This window comes from Nitrospirota bacterium (genome assembly GCA_016212215.1).
Lineage (GTDB): Bacteria > Nitrospirota > 9FT-COMBO-42-15 > HDB-SIOI813 > HDB-SIOI813 > JACRGV01.
The window spans coordinates 1-18402 of sequence record JACRGV010000050.1; the positions used below are offsets into that span (position 1 = coordinate 1).

20 protein-coding genes and 2 tRNA genes are annotated in these 18402 nt (G+C 43.1%); 7 read left to right on the forward strand and 15 right to left on the reverse strand.

All coding sequences use genetic code 11. From position 1 onward, the window contains the following. Window positions 1–34: 34 nt before the first annotated feature. Entirely contained in the window at window positions 35–439 is a 405-nt protein-coding gene (locus HZA08_04665; protein ID MBI5192719.1) for a hypothetical protein, read from the forward strand. Window positions 440–500: 61 nt separating this feature from the next. On the opposite strand, the gene HZA08_04670 is transcribed toward HZA08_04665, so the two are convergent. After that, a complete protein-coding gene (locus HZA08_04670; protein MBI5192720.1) occupies window positions 501–749 on the reverse strand; it encodes a hypothetical protein in 249 nt (82 codons plus the stop codon). Beyond that, window positions 709–1125: a DUF262 domain-containing protein gene (locus HZA08_04675; protein ID MBI5192721.1), complete on the reverse strand. Its 417-nt coding sequence runs from the start codon at window positions 1123–1125 to the stop codon at window positions 709–711. Before HZA08_04675 ends, HZA08_04670 begins: the two co-directional genes overlap by 41 nt. Window positions 1126–1267: 142 nt before the next feature. Between HZA08_04675 and HZA08_04680 the strand changes: the two genes are divergently transcribed. Together HZA08_04680 and HZA08_04685 are read left to right on the forward strand one after the other, a co-directional pair. Beyond that, a complete protein-coding gene (locus HZA08_04680; GenBank protein ID MBI5192722.1) occupies window positions 1268–1744 on the forward strand; it encodes a hypothetical protein in 477 nt (158 codons plus the stop codon). Between the two features lie 95 nt (window positions 1745–1839). Continuing rightward, complete coding sequence (locus HZA08_04685; protein MBI5192723.1) at window positions 1840–2061, forward strand: hypothetical protein; 222 nt, start codon at window positions 1840–1842, stop codon at window positions 2059–2061. A 6-nt stretch (window positions 2062–2067) separates the two neighbouring features. Here the strand turns inward: HZA08_04685 and HZA08_04690 are convergent. Then, window positions 2068–2142 (reverse strand) — tRNA-Gly (locus tag HZA08_04690). 171 nt (window positions 2143–2313) lie between these two features. After that, window positions 2314–2400 (reverse strand) — tRNA-Leu (locus tag HZA08_04695). A 274-nt stretch (window positions 2401–2674) separates the two neighbouring features. Between HZA08_04695 and HZA08_04700 the strand changes: the two genes are divergently transcribed. From HZA08_04700 to folB, 4 genes are all read left to right on the forward strand, one after another. Next, complete coding sequence (locus HZA08_04700) at window positions 2675–3118, forward strand: 50S ribosomal protein L9 (GenBank protein ID MBI5192724.1); 444 nt, start codon at window positions 2675–2677, stop codon at window positions 3116–3118. A gap of 226 nt (window positions 3119–3344) precedes the next feature. After that, window positions 3345–3719, forward strand: a complete 375-nt coding sequence (locus HZA08_04705) for a cytochrome c (GenBank protein MBI5192725.1) — start codon at window positions 3345–3347, stop codon at window positions 3717–3719. A 221-nt stretch (window positions 3720–3940) separates the two neighbouring features. After that, window positions 3941–4366 (forward strand): hypothetical protein, encoded by a 426-nt coding sequence (locus HZA08_04710; GenBank protein ID MBI5192726.1) that lies wholly within the window; start codon window positions 3941–3943, stop codon window positions 4364–4366. After that, entirely contained in the window at window positions 4359–4718 is a 360-nt protein-coding gene (gene folB / locus HZA08_04715; protein MBI5192727.1) for a dihydroneopterin aldolase, read from the forward strand. The genes HZA08_04710 and folB overlap by 8 nt, the downstream gene beginning before the upstream one ends. A gap of 2 nt (window positions 4719–4720) precedes the next feature. Here folB and HZA08_04720 read toward each other — a convergent pair whose 3' ends face one another. The 11 genes from HZA08_04720 to HZA08_04770 all read right to left on the reverse strand — a co-directional run bounded on the left by HZA08_04720 (window position 4721) and on the right by HZA08_04770 (window position 17812). Beyond that, a complete protein-coding gene (locus HZA08_04720) occupies window positions 4721–6727 on the reverse strand; it encodes an LPS-assembly protein LptD (protein MBI5192728.1) in 2007 nt (668 codons plus the stop codon). Beyond that, a complete protein-coding gene (locus HZA08_04725) occupies window positions 6720–8099 on the reverse strand; it encodes a bifunctional folylpolyglutamate synthase/dihydrofolate synthase (protein ID MBI5192729.1) in 1380 nt (459 codons plus the stop codon). The genes HZA08_04720 and HZA08_04725 overlap by 8 nt, the downstream gene beginning before the upstream one ends. A 333-nt stretch (window positions 8100–8432) precedes the next feature. Next, window positions 8433–9251, reverse strand: a complete 819-nt coding sequence (locus HZA08_04730; GenBank protein ID MBI5192730.1) for an acetyl-CoA carboxylase carboxyltransferase subunit beta — start codon at window positions 9249–9251, stop codon at window positions 8433–8435. Window positions 9252–9326: 75 nt separating this feature from the next. Then, window positions 9327–10124, reverse strand: a complete 798-nt coding sequence (locus HZA08_04735; GenBank protein ID MBI5192731.1) for a tryptophan synthase subunit alpha — start codon at window positions 10122–10124, stop codon at window positions 9327–9329. A gap of 39 nt (window positions 10125–10163) precedes the next feature. Continuing rightward, window positions 10164–11342 (reverse strand): tryptophan synthase subunit beta, encoded by a 1179-nt coding sequence (trpB, locus tag HZA08_04740; GenBank protein ID MBI5192732.1) that lies wholly within the window; start codon window positions 11340–11342, stop codon window positions 10164–10166. Next, entirely contained in the window at window positions 11332–11952 is a 621-nt protein-coding gene (locus tag HZA08_04745; protein ID MBI5192733.1) for a phosphoribosylanthranilate isomerase, read from the reverse strand. Before HZA08_04745 ends, trpB begins: the two co-directional genes overlap by 11 nt. Before the next feature lie 64 nt (window positions 11953–12016). After that, window positions 12017–12811, reverse strand: a complete 795-nt coding sequence (trpC, locus tag HZA08_04750; protein ID MBI5192734.1) for an indole-3-glycerol phosphate synthase TrpC — start codon at window positions 12809–12811, stop codon at window positions 12017–12019. Between the two features lie 44 nt (window positions 12812–12855). Beyond that, window positions 12856–13863 carry an anthranilate phosphoribosyltransferase gene (gene trpD / locus HZA08_04755; GenBank protein ID MBI5192735.1) on the reverse strand — a complete coding sequence of 336 codons (1008 nt, stop codon included), beginning with the start codon at window positions 13861–13863 and terminating at the stop codon, window positions 12856–12858. Window positions 13864–14174: 311 nt separating this feature from the next. Continuing rightward, window positions 14175–14738 (reverse strand): aminodeoxychorismate/anthranilate synthase component II, encoded by a 564-nt coding sequence (locus HZA08_04760; GenBank protein ID MBI5192736.1) that lies wholly within the window; start codon window positions 14736–14738, stop codon window positions 14175–14177. Between the two features lie 64 nt (window positions 14739–14802). Continuing rightward, window positions 14803–16284, reverse strand: a complete 1482-nt coding sequence (gene trpE, locus HZA08_04765) for an anthranilate synthase component I (GenBank protein ID MBI5192737.1) — start codon at window positions 16282–16284, stop codon at window positions 14803–14805. Window positions 16285–16447: 163 nt separating this feature from the next. Next, window positions 16448–17812 carry a DEAD/DEAH box helicase gene (locus HZA08_04770; protein ID MBI5192738.1) on the reverse strand — a complete coding sequence of 455 codons (1365 nt, stop codon included), beginning with the start codon at window positions 17810–17812 and terminating at the stop codon, window positions 16448–16450. Between the last annotated feature and the right edge of the window lie 590 nt (window positions 17813–18402).

Below are 18402 nucleotides of genomic sequence, written 5' to 3' on the forward strand. Positions count from 1 at the left end.
CTTGAGAAACAATAAAACATAATAACTTCGGTATATGAAAAGCTTTTTTATTGATGAATCTAAATATCCACTTGAAAGCCGTTTAATAAAGGCAAATACCTCAGTAAATATCAGGCATCTACTTGAAAGGTTTAATAATGGCATAGCACAGCTTGCCAATAGCCTTAACATGCCTTTGTTTGCCAGAACTCATGTAGAAGGACTCACCTATTTTGTGACAGAAAGAAAGGGTTTAATTTTTCTTAATATCCGCTGGGATTATTTAACCCTCAAATTTTACACCGGCAGATCAAGCATTGGCGGCTTACAAAAGAGAAACTGGATTGCAGGAGGAGACAACACCGGAAGTGAGTCATTCAGGGTTACAGATGACCCTACACTAAGGAAAGCACTTGGTTTCGCCAGACAGTCAGTGAGAATTACATCGAATGAATTATGAGTAATAAACCTTCACACCTACGACACCATCCTCATGAACCTGAACGGCAGCTTAGCAAGCCTCACCCGAATTTTTTCTCAATGATTCTTTCTGCGTCTTTGCTTAAACTCCCTGATTCAGTTGTTGCAATTAAATGCCCAGAGAAATATTTATCATACCATTCATTCTTGACCTTCCAGTGATTATGGTACCTTTCATTTTCCAATAATCCTAAATGTTCCCAGTACCATTGCTCCCCTTGCCATGTAATAGTGTAGGGGATATTTTCATTATCCCCTACATGACCGAGATAATTCCAACTTCTTGCCATCTTTCTTATTATTCTTCATAAGCAACAAAGAAGTAATCCTTTGCTGACCATCTATAATATATAACCTTTCTTCAAAGGCATCACCAACTTTACCATCTTCTACAGGAGCCTTTGGAAATGGGTGTTTAGTTTTTATAATAGTTATGACACCAACTGGATAGCCTTTGTAAAGTGAATCTATAAAATCCACAATCCTACGCTCATTCCATACAAAGTCTCTCTGAACAGTAGGTAACCATAGAGTTTTTCCCTCAAAAGCCTTTCCTTGTAATATATCTCTTACAGTTTCATATTTTACATCTGGGATTAGCCTCATTTCTGAATTCCCCCTTTTCCTATAACCTTTTCTTATTTTATTTTGGTAATTATAAGACATTTTGACATAAAGACAAAAGAATATCAAAATCCTAATATTTATGAGTATAAAATTTGGGATCAAAATAACTTGACGTATAGTTAATCTTATGACGTTCACTATGTTAATTAGCATTTAACATAGTGTATATAAGGACATTTATATGAAAGATAGAGATGAGGGAAAGATTGGTTCGGCAGAAGTAATAATGAACCTTATTAGGAATGCATCACTTGCAAAAAAAGAAAAGGCAAGGCTTAAGAGGGAACTTGAACTGGAAGGAGAAGGGGGGAAAGGTACTGTCTGGCTGGAATCTTGGAAAGATTATGAGAAGGTAGCAGATAAGTGTAACGGCAATCTATTAAGTCCGGGAGGAGCTGCGGGTAGGGTTGGAATCAGCAAGTCACGGGTACACCAGCTTGAGGCGGAGGGTAGAATAACGGTATACAGGATAAAGACTGAGGAATTAGAGATTACGGAAGAAGATTTTAAAGACATATTAAAAGATTTTCCCCTCTGGATCAGGCCCTTTGTAGCCTTGAAGAGACCGAAAGCAAAAGCAGCTTACGTTGTTCTTGTTGATATGGCTTCTCTTGAGAGATACATGAAAAGTCAGGGTAGAGATAAAAAACATGAATAATAATTAGGACTGGAAATATTAATTATGAACTCACTCCAAGTGGTAAGTGTCCTGTATGTAAAACAAAGATAAAAATTGTTGAAAATAAGAAGTCAATGCATAAGGTAATACCAGCATGGATTTGTCATGATACGTTTAAAGTAGACCTCTATGTAGTTAAGGAATTATTAGGTCATAAGACTATAGCCATGACAATGAGATATGCACATCCTAATCCTGAATCGCTGAGGCATGGAGTTGAGGTATTGGATAAGTCCGGTGACATTTTGGTTACAGTTGGTGATACTGAGAAGAAGGCAATCGCTGTAACATCTTGATTTTATTGGAGCGGGAAACGGGATTTGAACCCGCGACCCTCGCCTTGGCAAGGCGATGCTCTACCGCTGAGCTATTCCCGCGCTGGAGAAGTGTTTAAAGCAAGACAGTTTTAACATTTTTCATGTTGCTGTGTCAATAGATTGAATTGCCCCCTCCCCTTTATCCCCCCTCCTGCCTCCCCCCGCAAGGGGGAGGCAGGAGGGGGGAACTTTATTGCAGCCCTCCCGCCAGGGGAGGGGAGAATTGATGTGTGGTGCCGAAGGGGGGAGTCGAACCCCCATGCCCTTGCGAACACTAGACCCTGAACCTAGCGTGTCTACCAGTTCCACCACTTCGGCAATATCAAACGCAATATTTGGCCAACTACTGCGTCAAACCAGTCTGTCCAAATACTCACAATACTCACATACATAACAGAGTATGCTCCGTTTTGTCCAGCCAGCTTGACTTGAATGCGGTATTCGACTCAAATCTTGCGTTTGCCTAAAAATGATAGGCTAATGTTACAGAACTATAGAATATGTTGTCAAGTAATACATTTTTTTGTTGACACGCCCCTATTAACTTAGCTATAACAGTTAAGGTTTATTTATTAAAATAAAGGGGAGGGATATGAAGGTAATATTAAAGGAAGATATAAATGGTGTAGGAAAGCTGGGAGAGATAATAAATGTTGCAGAGGGTTATGGAAGGAACTTCCTTCTCCCGCGGAAAAAGGCTGTAGAGGCCACACCCGAGAATGTGAAGGTAATAGAACGTGAAAAAAAGAAACTTGAGGCTCAGTTAAAGGCAAGCATGCATGACGCAGAAGAATTACAGAAAAAGGTTAATGAAAGCTCTGTTACAATAGCAAGACAGGTCGGGGAAGGGGAAAAGATGTTCGGGTCTGTAACTTCTGCAGATATAGCAGAGGCGCTTGAGAAGGAAGGGAGTAATATTGATAAGAAACAGATACAACTTGAGAAACCTATCAAAGAACTCGGCCTGTTTCATGTGCCTGTAAAAATCCATCAGGATGTTACGGCTGACCTAAAGGTATGGGTAGTAAAGGCCTGACTTAATACAGTCTGACAAAACATCTTGACATTCGTTTTTCATAATTGTATATTTCATCATTGTTTTAAGTCCAAAGAAAATACGACAAAGTTTTCTTAATGCAGGAAGGGGGTGGGATGAGGCAATAGTGCCGATACTTTACACCTGTAAAACAGGGGAAAATATAGATTGTATAAGCAGTCTATAATTCTTTAAACACTTAAACAAAGATTAGGAGGAGGAAAAGATGTTAAAGGGTCTTAAATTTACATTATTTACAGCAGTTTCAGCAGCAGCAGTTTTCAGTTTTGCTTTCCTTGCTACCCAGAGCTGGGCAGCAGGAGATGCAGCAAAGGGTGAAAAGGTTTTTAAGGCAAATTGTGTTGTATGTCATGGTGACAAGGGTGATGGAAAAGGACCAGCAGCAGCCGGTATGACACCTCCACCAAGAAATTTCACCAGTGCCACAGAAATGAAGGGCATTGATGAGGCAAGGCTGAAAAAGTCCATCACAGAGGGCAGACCTGGAACACCAATGGTCAGCTTTGCTAAGACCTTAAAACCTGGCGATATTGATGATGTTATTGCATATATCGAAAAGTTCGGCGGATACAAGAAATAAGTTATTTCTTATGAAGTATTTGTTGTAAATAAATAAAGGCCCTGGGTTTTACTCAGGGCTTTTATATTTTTATACAGAGCGTTATAACTTCGCATACCTGCGTTGCTCCTCGTCTCGCCGTTGCGGCGTAAAAAAAATACGCCTCACTCCTCACCTTCGTCGCGCCTTGGTCTGCTGTGTTCTAACGCTCTGTATGCGGCGTTATTTATGAGGAGAATTCAGTGAGCAGGATTACCCTTTTATTTATTATTGCAAGTCTTTTTTATTTGTGTGTCGGAGTAACTGTAGGTGTAGTATTTACGGTGCATACAGATCTGATAGCATATTTATTGCCCATGCATGCCCACACAAATCTTTTGGGCTGGGTATCAATGATGATCTTTGCTGTTGCGTATCACGTATTGCCGAGATTCAGCGGAAGGCCGCTTTTCAGTGAGACACTTGCTAATATGCATCTGATATTTTCTAATGCCGGCCTATTGGGATTAATAATAGCATGGCCCCTTTTAAGGGTTTATGGAACGATTACTATTCAGGCAGTTCATATTGTTGCTGCGCTATTTTATGCAGTAGGCGCCTTTTTATTTGTAATAAATATCAGCAAGACTGTTTTTGGGAAGGACTGTCACATATCTATCAATGGATAAATTTATAATTAAAGACATAGAGTTTATCGGGCATTGCGGGATTACTGCAGAAGAGCAGATTTCCGGGCAGCGTCTTTCTGCAGACATAGAGGTGCTGTATGATTTTTCAAAGGCCTGTATATCCGACAGGATTGAAGATACGGTAAATTATGTTGACCTTTGTAATACAATAGTATCTGTCGGTAAAAGTGAAAGGTATCATCTTCTTGAGGCCCTTGCAGAAAGGATTTGCGGAGAGGTATTAAAGATTTATAATATCTCAGAGATTATTTTAAGGATTAGAAAATGCTCAGTGCCGGTAGAGGCGATAAAAGGCTGTTTTGAAGTTGAAATAAAGAGGAAAAGGTATTAAGATTACCTACCCACAGACCCTACACCCCTTAATGTAAGAAGCACTGAAAATTGTTTTTCTTCAGGCCGGTATTTATAAGAAAAAGTTACACCCCAGCACTGTGAAGTATATTTCATGGAATAATTGGACTCCCGCACCAGATTGTCTTTGTCATCGTACCAGACGTCAATAGTAGTATCTACCTTGTTTAATCTTAATCCGGCAAAAGCAGTAAGAAATTTAAGTTTAGGATATTTTGAATATCGCTGACCTATACCAATACTCGCTATGTTCCCCCTGACCTCCAGATCAGTTCCGCTGGTTTTTACTTCATTTAATTCAAAACTGTAAGTAGTGTCAGTGTCAATGGTCAGCATCTCATGAGGTCTTACGATAGCCTCTATTCTTAGGTCAGAGAAACCCCTCACCCTAACCCTCTCCCCAAAAGGGAGAGGGGATATGTCAGGGTCTGGAGACGTTATTCTGTATAACTGGGTTAATTTAAGATAAAGCATTTCGAGGTCTCTGTCCGGTGAAAGAACTCTATTTAACAGGGAAAGCGATATTAAATTTTTCATAACCGGTAATGGAGGGTTCTGATCTAAGATCGGTGGACTGCCTTTGGAAGAGACCTCTGAATATTCATATCGTATTGCCGGTTCTATGAAGTGTTCAATAAAACCGGTACCGGATTCATACAATCTGAAGAGCTTTGTGGTAAGTGTTGCATTAAGGTTGTATTGGTTTGAATACAGAGATTCGTTTTTGCCGTCTGCAATATAAAAAGTATTTTCTGTTCCTGCCTCCGGTATAAATATAAAACCTGTCCACTCTAATAATCTTGCAGAGATCTTTGGGGCAAACTGGAGGCGGGTTAATCCTGTGTTAGTCTCTTCCCACCTTGATGCAGATGAGGCAAGGCCCCAGTAAATAGGCGTCTTACTTATCCTGCTTTCCATTACCCTTAATCCGGCCTCAGGAAGCCTTTGATATATACCATCGCTCTTTCCAGTCAGATTTTGTGTATACTGTGCCCATAAATGCCCTGAGACATTAGCCCATCTCCTGTTAAAATAGACATCTGAGTCCTGTGTTGTTTGCAGACGTTCCCCGATATCCTCACTTATATCTTTATAAAGTGTTTTATCGTTAATATAGTTGATACGCAGCCTGCCTGACATGTCTTCTGAAAATAACTGCTTATGAGTAAACTTTACATTCCAACGGTTTCTATCAAGCTGATGGTCGTTTATGTAATAACCATTAAATTTACCCATGTTCTCCTGACTCAGGATGTATCTGTACTCTAAACCGGAACCCCATCCTTTTTCTCCATAATAGTCAGCATAAAAAGTTGCGTCCTGACTTCTTGAAATTGCCCAGAAGAAGGCATTATTTATCTTTAACCCTTCGGATGTGTTGTATCCTATTCTGGGTATCAGCAGACCTGTCTGCCGTTCCTGAAGTATGGGAAGCGCTATGTATGGAAAGTAAAGTACAGGTATATCTTTTACTGACATAGATACGCCGGATGCAGTAAGGAGATGGTTCAGGTGGATATGGACATTCTGCCCCTTAAACCGCCAGCAGGGGGGGGTTCCATCACATGTTGTAAAGTTTGCCTTCCTGATGGTAAATCTGTCTTCGGATAATCTTTCTATTGAATCTCCCTCAAAGTGATAATTATCCTGTTTAATAAATATCTTTCCCTTTTCAATCCTTGCAATACTTGTTTGAAGATTGAAATATAATTTTTCTGACGACATAGTGTTATCGCCGTCAGTTAATTCTACATTCCCGGAAGCTGTAACATCACCTGTATTATTATTTAATGTGACAGAGGAGGCCGTAAGTTTCTTATTATCCTTTATAATTACAACGTTTCCACTTGCAGTGTAAATGCCTTGCCTATATTCAAGGATATTACTTTTTAAATTTGTAAAGGGGAACGTGCAAAAACCGTTCTGAGGAATTATGATTATCAGGGTAGCAACCAGAAGAGATAAAAGAGACGGATAGGTTTTACCCATGAACAAATCCGTTCAATATGAGGTCTCTTGCCTCTCCTGCAATATATAAAGAACCTGTAATAATTATGTTGTCTGAAGGAGAGGCAATGTTATAGGCAAGGGATAATGCCTCTCTGACATTATGGGTCATAGACGGGATAATTCCATGCTGTTTAAAGATATTTCTCAGGTCTTCAACAGGAAGACCCCTTTCAGTGTCAGGGCTTGTTATAATTATTTCAGAGGCACATGAAACAAGTTCTCTTATCATTTTATTGACATCTTTATCTTTTAATACACCGAATATCAGGATTATCTTTCCATGTTCATCCGAAAATACCCCCCCATGCCCCCCCTTGGTAAGGGGGGGATTTTCAGTGTCTTTTTTAAGGACATCATTTATAAACTGCCACAGCATAATTGTACCTGCATGATTATGTGCACCGTCAACTATCACCCGAGGATTCAGAGATAATGTCTCAAGCCTTCCCGGCCATGAGGTGTTTTCAATACCCCTGACAAGCTGTGTTTCTGTAACTTCAAATCCTCTTTGTATCAATAGTTCAATTGTATAAATTGCGGCCCCAAGATTCAACATCTGATGTCTGCCTGCAAGGGGTGATTTAAGTAAAAGCCCGCTCCAGCACTTTCCATAATAAAAAAACTCACTGCCGCTTGTTTCAAGTTTTTCCGGAAAAGCACAAAAATCTCTGCCATATACGTAAGTATGTGTGCCGGCCTTCCCTGCACTGTCTTCAATAACTGAAAGTATCTCCTCTTTAGATTCTGATGTAACTACAGGGGTATTCTCTTTAATGATTCCGCACTTTTCTCCTGCTATATCTTTCAGTGAGTTACCGAGGTGTTCTGTATGGTCATATTCAACATTGGTTATAATAGTTATAAGTGGATTAATGATATTTGTGGCATCAAGTCTGCCGCCCATCCCCACCTCGATAACGGCAATATCAACATTTTCCTCTGCAAAGTATTGAAGTGCAAGGGCAGTGGTAAATTCAAAAAATGTGGGATTAATTTCGGACGCTTGTATGCGTTCTCTGATGTATTCTATAAGCAGAGAAAACCTCTCCTGAGTGATTGGCGAGTTATCTATTCTAATCCTCTCTGTTATGTTTGTGAGATGTGGTGAGGTGTACAGACCTGTTTTATAACCTGACTCATGTAGTACGGACGATAATATTGCCGCAGTGGAACCCTTTCCATTGGTTCCTCCAACATGGATGGTCTTTATTTTTGCATGGGGATTGCCCAGTGATGAACAGATCGTTCTTATATTGGTCAGGCCTAATTTAATGCCGAATTGCTGTAAGGAATATAGATATGCCGGATTGTCCTGAAATGACATTGCTTCACCGAAAATAACCCCCCTCACCCCCCTTTAACTACAAGGGGGGATTTCTTGGTTGTCATATCTCCCCCTTTATTTAAAGGGGGATTAAGGGGGTTGATTTTCATGCCCCTTTGTGAGCGCCCCGCTCAAGATTGTTCATCCGAAAATCCCTCCGGCGGGGTAAGAAAACCCCGCCTATCCATATCTACGAGGATAGGCGGGAGATTCCTGTCCCGCTGATTTTCATGGCCCTTTGTGAACCCTCGGTTCATGGGAGTTTATCCGGAAATAACCCATCCCCACCCTGACACTCCCCTTGAAGGGGAGGGAAATTTCCTCTCCCTCAGGGAGAGGATTAAGGTGAGGGTGGGGTTCTTATCCAAAAAATCTTATTATCTGTGTAAGGGTCTCTTTTATAGTCTTTCGTTCTACTATCATATCAATCATGCCGTGTTCAAGAAGGAATTCTGCCCTCTGGAAACCCTCCGGCAGTTGTTGTTTGATCGTCTGTTCAATAACGCGCTGACCTGCAAAGCCTATCAATGCCTTTGGTTCAGCAATTATTATATCCCCAAGCATGGCAAAACTTGCAGTGACTCCGCCGAATGTCGGGTCAGTTAAGATGGAAATGTATGGAACACCTTCATCCGCAAGCCTTGCTATAGCGGCACTGGTCTTTGCCATCTGCATAAGGGACAATATACCTTCCTGCATCCTGGCCCCGCCGGATGAAGAGACTATTATTAGCGGGTATCTTGTGCTGTATGCGGCCTCTGCCGCCCTGAGTATCTTTTCCCCCACAACAGACCCCATGCTCCCGCCCATGAATTTAAAATTAAATACACCGAACATGACCGGAAGGTCACCTATTTTCCCTTCACCATAAATAAAGGCATCAGTATGACCTGTAGACTTCTGGTAGTTTTTTATTCTGTCTTTATATTTCAGTGAGTCTTTGAATTCAAGCGGGTCAAGAGGCTGAATGTTTTTGTCAAATTCCTTAAAACTACCTTCATCAAGCATGAGGGCGAGCCTCTCCTCTACAGATATATAGAAGTGGTACCTGCACTTAGGGCATACCATAGAGTTTTTTTCTACCTCTTTCCTGTAGATAATCTCTTTACAGTAGTTGCACTTTATCCAGAGCCCTTCAGGTATCTTTACTTTTCTGTCTTCTTTTTTGAACCAGGCCATAGTAATAAATTGAAACCATAGCTCACCCTCCCCCTTGCCCCCTCCCTTGACGGGAGGGTAGGGTGGGGGGAAGCATCAGCATATCGCTCCCTTCATTGATTTTATAAAGTTCCCAACATTTGATAACAACGGGCGTTTGCCCTTGTGTGCGGCTATTATCTTTACAAGTGCGCTTCCAACAATTACCCCGTCAGCCCATCCTGAGATTTTCTTTGCCTCTGCTTCATTGGATATACCGAACCCTACTGCAACAGGCAGTCCGGTATGTTGGCGTATCTCCTGAATCTTTGACTTGACCTCTGAGAGATTTTTTAGTTTTGCCCCGGTAATACCTGTCATAGAAACATAGTATACGAATCCTCCTGCTGATGAGACTACCTTTTTTACCCTGTCCTCATTACTCGTAGGGGCTAAAAGGAATATTGTATCAAGCCCTGATGTCTTTGAATAGCCGACAAACTCTGAAGCCTCCTCAGGCGGGAGGTCAGGTATAATAACACCATCAATCCCGGAAGAGACTGCTTCAGCAGGGAATTTATCAATCCCGTACTGAAAGATTATATTGTAGTAGGTCATTATTATGATGGGTATTGAAAGCCCCTCTTTTCTGAGCATCTTTACAAGTGCCATAACCTTTCTTAGAGTCGTGCCGGATTTAAGTGCACGTTCAGAGGCCATCTGAATGGTAGGCCCGTCAGCTATCGGGTCTGAAAAAGGGACACCCAGCTCCAGAATATCTGCACCTGAACGCTCTATCTCCATAATCAGAGACTCCGTAGTCTCCAAATCCGGGTCCCCCGCCATTATATAAGGTATAAGTGCCTTCTTCTTCAGATCCTTGAGTTTCTCAAACGTAGTTTCTATCCTGCTCATGTTTTTTTCTTCCTTTATCTTGCTTCTTACCTCTTACTTCTATTTCAATAGCTCTGCTACATACTGTACATCCTTATCCCCTCTGCCCGATAGGTTCATGATGATAACCTTATTCTTCGGCAGGGAAGGGGCTAATTTCATTATGTATGCTACTGCATGGGCGCTTTCCAGTGCCGGGACAATCCCCTCTATTTCACTCAAAAGTGAAAAGGCATTGAGCGCCTCTTTGTCTGTTATATAAGTATAGTCAATCCTGTCAGCCTCTTTATAATAGCTGTGCTCAGGTCCGACAGCAGAGTAATCAAGACCGGCGGATACAGAATGGGTAACCTTTATCTGACCGTCTTTGTTCTGAAGTACATAAGTCTTTGTCCCCTGAAAAATACCTGTTGAGCCTGTTGCAAAGCGTGCGGCGTGCTTTCCGCTTTTTATCCCATGCCCGCCTGCCTCCACGCCGACCATCTTAATTTTATTATCATTAATGAACGGGTGGAATAATCCTATTGCATTACTCCCTCCGCCTACACATGCTACGAGATAATCAGGAAGTCTGCCCTCTGCCTCCATAATCTGCCCTCTGGCCTCTTTTCCAATAACAGACTGGAAATCCCTTATCATCATAGGATATGGATGTGCACCAAGGACAGAGCCGAGTACATAATGAGTTGTACGGACATTGGTTGTCCAGTCGCGCATAGCCTCACTAATGGCATCCTTCAGGGTCTTACTTCCGGTATCAACCGGCGTTACTTTTGCACCGAGGAGCTTCATCCTGAAGACATTCAATGCCTGCCTTGCCATATCCTCGGTACCCATATATATCTCACACTCCAGTCCGAACATTGCTGAAACTGTTGCAGTTGCAACCCCGTGCTGTCCGGCACCTGTCTCTGCAATAACACGCTGTTTTCCCATGCGCTTGGTAAGGATAATCTGCCCGACTGTATTGTTTATCTTATGCGCCCCTGTGTGACACAGGTCTTCACGTTTAAGATATATCTTTGCACCCTTCAGTTGTCTTGTAAGCCTTTCTGCAAAATACAATGGTGTTGGACGGCCTACATATTTATTCAGGTAGTAATCAAGTTCTTCCCTGAATGCCGGGTCTTCTTTTGCCTTTGAATAGACCTCTTCTAATTCAGTTAATGCAGGCATAAGTGTCTCAGACACAAATTTCCCGCCGAATATGCCGAAGTGACCGTTTATATCAGGTAACATTTATTTTTCTCACCTCTCTGATAAATTCTCTAATCTTTGCATGGTCTTTCTTCCCGGGTGAAATCTCAACACCTGAGGATACATCTACCCCATAAGGGCTGACCATCTCTATGGCCTCTCTGACATTTGCCGGTTTAAGCCCGCCGGATAGGATTATCCTTCCGTGGTCCTTTGCCTTCTTTGCAAACTCCCAGTTAAATGTCTTTCCTGACCCGCCCTTTTTATCCTTATCATGTGTATCAAGCAAGAAGGTATCAACGTGATACATCATCATACTGTTCACGCTTTCAGCATCCCTGATAACTATTGCCTTTATGACCTTTTCCCTGAACTTGGTACATAACAGTGGAGATTCTTCTCCGTGGAATTGAAGTACCTGCACACCGCTGTCTCTTAAAAAACGCCTTACTATATCTTCACCTTCATCTACAAAGACCCCGACTGTTGAGATAAATACAGGTAATTTGGATATAATATCCCGCACCTTTGCAGGTTCAATATATCTTGGACTTTCAGGATAAAAAACAAAACCAAGGGCATCAGCCCCCGCCTCCGCCGCTGCCATCGCATCATCCAGATTAGTAATCCCGCAGATCTTTACTTTAACCATAATATCTTTTCTTACGTCTTACTTCTTTTTCTTACTTCTAACTTCTTGCTTCTAACATCTTTCTTCAGCCTATCAGTTCCTTTATCTTCTTAACAACATTTCCCGATGTAATAATAGCCTCACCCACGAGGACTGCATTAACCCCGGCATCGGCAAGCATTTTAACATCATCCCTGCTGTATATACCGCTTTCACTTACAATAATTCTGCCGTCCGGTATCTCATTCATAATCCTGAAGGTAGTATTTATATCTACTTTAAATGTTCTCAGGTTCCTGTTGTTTATCCCAATTATCATTAAATTCCGGGCATCTGCCTTTAATGCCTTCTCAAGTTCTTTTTCACTGTGTACCTCAACAAGACTGGACATTCCAAGTTCCGATGTCAGGGCTATAAAGTCCGAGAGGACGGATGGTTCCAATATTGCTGCTATAAAGAGAAGGGCATCAGCGCCAAGATACCTTGCCTCATAAATATGATACTCATCAATCAGAAAATCCTTCCTCAATACCGGAAGTTTTGATGCACCTTTTGCCATGTTTATATATTCAGGACTACCCTCGAAAAATTTCTTCTCAGTAATTACTGAAATAGCCGCAGCCCCTCCTTCTTCATATTTTTTAGAAAGGGTTGTTACCTTCAGTTCTTCTATCAGTGTTCCTTTTAAAGGGGATCTCTTTTTTATCTCTGCTATAAGATTCAGAGACTGCCCTTTTGGCTCTGATATGGCTGCACGGAAGTTACGCGGCGGTTCAATATCCCCAAGCCTTGACCTAAGCTCTTTTAGGGGCAGCGTAAGCTTATCCTCTTTAAGCTCATTCTTCTTATTTTCAACAATCTGTATTAAAAGATTTTCCATTTTTTGTTTTTTTCTTGCATCTTCCTTCTTACTTCTATCGAGACTTACTCTGTCGCTTTTCTTAATCCCTCTAACTTTTTCATCGCCTCACCGGAGTCTATTGCCTCTTCTGCCGCTTTAATAGCCGCAGAGGCATCAGGGACCTTACCGCTCGCCATAATACCGGCTGCGGCATTTAGAAGAACTACATCCCGCTTTGGCCCTTTCTCTCCCTTCAGTATCTTTAGAACGATACCGGCATTGTCCTCTGCTGTGCCGCCTTTTATGTCTTCCATCGTTCCTATCTTAATGTTGAAATCACCGGGACGAATTTTATAACTCTTTACACTCCCATTATAACCTTCGCTCACCATAGTCTCACCGGTTATTGTTATTTCATCAAGTCCGTCACTGCCGTGAACTACAAAGCAGTGAGAAGAACCAAGATTCATCAGGACATGGGCAAGGGTCTCAGTCAGATGGGCGGCATAAACCCCGAGTACCTGACTGGATGCACCGGCCGGGTTGGTAAGCGGGCCGAGTATATTGAACATGGTCCTTATACCTATCTCCTGTCTTGGGCCTATGGCATGGCGCATAGCAGGATGATAAAGGGGTGCAAAGAGAAAACCAATGCCGATCTCATTTACACATTTTTCTACTCTTTCAGGCGGCACATCTATATTTACACCGAGTGCCTTCAGGACGTCTGCACTCCCGCATTGACTCGATACAGAGCGGTTCCCATGCTTTGCAACTGTAACCCCGGCCCCTGCAACTACAAATGCCGTTGTTGTTGAGATATTAAAAGTCCCCGACCGGTCACCACCTGTACCGCATGTATCCACAACATGAGGGTCATTTATATTAATCCTTGTCACCTTATTCCGCATCACCCTTGCAGCACCTGTAATCTCCTCAACTGTCTCGCCCTTCATCCTCAGCGCAGTGAGGTATGATGCAATCTGGGCCTGAGTAGCACTGCCGCTCATTATCTCTTCCATTACATGCTCAGACTCTTCTTCCGGCAAATCTATCTTGTCTACAAGTTTTGAGATGGCTTCTTTAATCATCTTTATCCTTCATCCGAAAATCCCTACCGGCGGGGTTGGAAAACCCCGCCTATCCATATCTACGAGGATAGGCGGGGTTTTCTTGTCCCGCTGATTTTCATGGCCCTTTGTGAACCCTATGTTCATGGGAGTTCATCCGAAAATCAACCCCATCCCCACCCTACCCCTCCCCTTGAAGGGGAGGGAATCAACATAGCCCCCTCTCCCTCAGGGAGAGCTGCAATTAAATTTCTACCAAACTCCTCCCCCCTCCTTTGCGGGGGGAGGCAGGAGGGGGGCACCGGGTGAGGGGGCCTTACTGTCATCATCCTTTATAATCTTATAAAATTCCTTAACAAGTCTTTTCCAACGGTAGTCAATATTGACTCCGGATGGAACTGGACACCTTCTACCTTAAACTCTTTATGTCTTATCCCCATTATTTCGCCTTCATCTGTCACAGCGCTTATCTCAAGGACTGCCGGCATGGTTTCCCTTTTAACAATAAGAGAGTGGTAGCGTGTGGCCTCAAATGGATTGGGGAGTCCTCTGAATATTGTTTTATCATCATGCTTAATCATAGATGTCTTTCCGTGCATAAGCCGATAGTTTCGTACTACATCACCGCCGAATGCCTCGGCAATAGACTGATGGCCAAGACAAACTCCAAGGATCGGAATCTTCCCTGCAAAGTGTCTTATCAATTCAACAGATATACCTGCTTCTTTAGGGGTACATGGTCCCGGGGATATTACTATCCTCTCAGGTGAAAGCCCCTCTACCTCAGCAATACTGATTTTATTATTTCGATATACCTTTACATCCTGCCCCAGTTCACCAATATACTGCACCAGGTTATATGTAAACGAATCGTAGTTATCAATTACAAGTAGCATAGTTTATTCTTTTTTCTTACTTCTTACTTCTTACGTCTTGCTTCTAACTTCTTACCTCTTACTTCTAATCCAGGCCCTTTTCCGCCAGCTCTATCGCTTTCATCATCCCTTTTAACTTATTCATGGTCTCAAGATATTCCAGATCCGGTTCTGAGTCAGCGACGATACCTGCCGCTGCCTGTAAATAGACCTTATCCCCCTTGATTACAGCCGTCCTTATTGTTATGCAGGTATCCATATTTCCCTGAAAGCTGAAATATCCGACAGCACCGGCATAAGGCCCCCTGTTTGAATTCTCAAGCTCTTCAATTATCTCCATGGAGCGTATCTTGGGCGCCCCTGTAACAGTACCTGCAGGGTAGCATGCCTCAAGCAGGTCAAACTGGTCATATCCCGGTTCAAGCTCCCCTACAACATTTGAGACAAGGTGGATTACATGGGAATATCTTTCAATCACCATCAGCTCATTCACATGAACGCTCCCTTTTTTACAGACTCTTCCAAGGTCATTGCGTCCCAGATCCACCAGCATGATATGTTCTGCCCGCTCCTTTGGATCAGCGATAAGTTCCTCTTCCATACGCTTATCATCCTCAGGACTTCTCCCGCGTCTGCGCGTACCTGCTATAGGCCGTGTCTCTGCATGATCCCCCTCCAGCCTGACCAATACCTCCGGTGAGCTTCCGACAACATGAAAATCACCGTACTTCAGATAGAACATATATGGTGAAGGGTTGACGCGGCGAAGCGCCCTGTATATATCAAAGGGATTGGATGCCGTCTCAATGCTTAATCTCCGGGAGATCTGAACCTGGAATATATCACCTGCGGCAATATATTCCTTTGCGCGGTGTACCTTTTCAATAAATTCTTCTTTTGTTATATTTGAAGTCCACTTAAGCTCCCTGCTTTCATTCCCCTTCTTCATCCGGTCACGCTTTAACGGCCCCCACAGGTCATTTACGATACTGTCAATCTTCTTAACAGCCTTATCATAAGTACCTTTCAGGTCATCATCTGTGATAAATGCGTTGTAGACTACCTTTATAGTATGGGTAACATTATCAAAGATTAATATGGTATCCGTAATAACAAAATACAGGTCAGGGACCTGGGCGAAATCGCCACGTTTTTCAATAGCCACGTCTTCAAAAAATCTGACTGTATCATAGGTGAGATAACCTACAGCGCCTCCAAAGAATCTCGGTATGTTTTCATCAAGTACAGGTTTATACCGCTTCATCTCCTCTTTGACCGCATCAAGGGGATTCTTATAGGATTTGGTAGTTACAATACCATCACGGACAACAGTAACCCCCCTCTTATCTGCCCTGATAATTACACGGGGATTACTGCCGAGGATACTATACCTTCCCCATTTCTCTCCCCCTTCCACACTCTCAAGGAGAAAAGAAAAGTCACCGTTATCTATTTTCAGAAAGGCAGAGAGAGGCGTCTCAAGGTCAGCAAATATCTCCTTGTAAACAGGAATGAGACTTCCCTGCTCAGCCTTCTTACAGAATTCTTCAAAGTTTGGGTAATACATAACAAGGTATAGAAACTAACATATATAAGGATAGGGAGTCAAGACGGCCATTATCGGCACAGCGATTTCCTGTGAATCATTTTCTTCCTTGGGATTGCGGGACAAGAATGTCCCGCCTATCGCGATAAGCGGGGTTTTCCAACCCCGCTGTAAGGACTCCTGATTAGCCCCCGGTACTTCTTCTATTTCCTGTACTTCTGTGTGTTGTTGAGTTGGAGGAATATCTTGAAGAAGAAGGCTGGTTGGCGTATCCGCGTTTTGTCTGACTATTTTGTGTACTGTGTCCTTTTTTTGGAGCACCTGAACCGGTACGGGCTGTCCCTGATGCAGGTGTTTTTCTATACTCCCTGCGGTGTTGAGGTTCACGGGGCGGACGCGCAAACTCAGTATCGCGTGCAGGGGCCTGTTTCTTATAATCAAACCCCTCCAGCGTACGGCGCTCAATTTTTTCACCGAGAACGCGCTCAATAGTACGTACCATGTCCTCGTCTTCACGGGAAATGAATGTGAAGGCATCACCGGTCTTTGCAGCCCTGCCGGTACGGCCAATACGGTGTGTGTACGCATCAGCGGTATTTGGAATGTCATAGTTGATAACATGCGAGATACTTGAGACATCAATGCCTCGTGCTGCAATGTCTGTCGCAACAAGTACCTGATATGAACCGTCACGGAAGCCGTCAAGCGCTGCCTGACGCTGGTTTTGCGACATATTGCCTTGTAGTGATGCTGCCTTGTAGCCGGCCTTTTCCAATTGCTGTCCCACTCTCTTGGCGCGATGCTTTGTGCGGGTAAAGATCAGCACAGAGTCAGTATCAGTATGACGAAGCAGTTCAAGGAGAAGCGCTGTTTTGAGGTGTTGTTCCACCGGATAGAGTGCATGAGCCACAGTATTTGCAGGCGCCGGAGGATTAACCTGTATCGTTACCGGCGTATTCAGGATGTCATGGGCCAATTTACGTATGTCATCAGGCATGGTAGCCGAGAATAAAAGCGTCTGTCTCTTTGCCGGAATGTGTCTGATAATCTTTCGTATATCAGGCAGGAAGCCCATATCAAACATACGGTCTGCCTCGTCAAGAACAAATACTTCTATATGCGACAGGTTTATAGTGCGCTGATTAATATGGTCGATCAGGCGGCCCGGACAAGCTACAACAATCTCAGCCCCGCCGCGCAGTTTTTGAATCTGCGGGTTTATGCTTACACCGCCATAGACAGTTACACTCCTGAGCCTGGTCTGTTTCCCAAGACTGACAATTGCCTCATGTATCTGTTCCGCCAGTTCGCGCGTAGGTGCTACGATAAGGGAGCGTACCACTCCGCGCGGCCCTTTCATCAGCCGCTCCAGAATCGGCAGAACAAAAGCCGCTGTCTTGCCTGTCCCTGTCTGTGCCAGACCCATAACATCATGTCCCTGTAGTACCGACGGGATTGCCTGAGTCTGTATTGGTGTTGGTGTAACATAACCTGCGCCTGTAATTCCAGCCGCAATGCTTGGGTGAAAATCAAAAGCATTAAATTCCATATATTCCTTCTTTCTTTGTTTTGGGGAGTATCGCCCCGTGTGTATTCCGGGACTTACTATGACGTACTTTTTGACGTAATGATGTAGACTTCCGGGTACAGCAGTTGTTTAAGATGTCCTACTCTAACAGCTTTGGATAAGTTATGTCAAGCAGACCAAAGCACTCACAACAAATCCATTGGGAAAATGATGATTGCAAAACGTATTGATTTGTTTTTATTTTTTCGAGGCTCTAATATCAGTATGAGATTCATGTTGTAATTGCATACTTGCTTATACAAGATAAAACCTCTAAAATCTTTCCTGAATTTATACGTCATAACTTACTACATAAGAACTATCATGAGCGGGGCGCTTACAAAGGGCAATGAAAACCCCACCCTCACCCGGACCCTCTCCCTGAGGGAGAGGGTGCTTAGTTTTTATCCCCTCCCCTTCAAGGGGAGGGTTAGGGTGGGGATGGGGTTGATTTTCGGATGAACCGTCATGAAACGGAGGTTTCACAAAGGAGGATGAAAACCACCCCCCCAAGCCCCCCCTTGTTAAGGGGGGGAAAGTTCCTTTGGTGCTCAATGGCCAACGGCAATCCC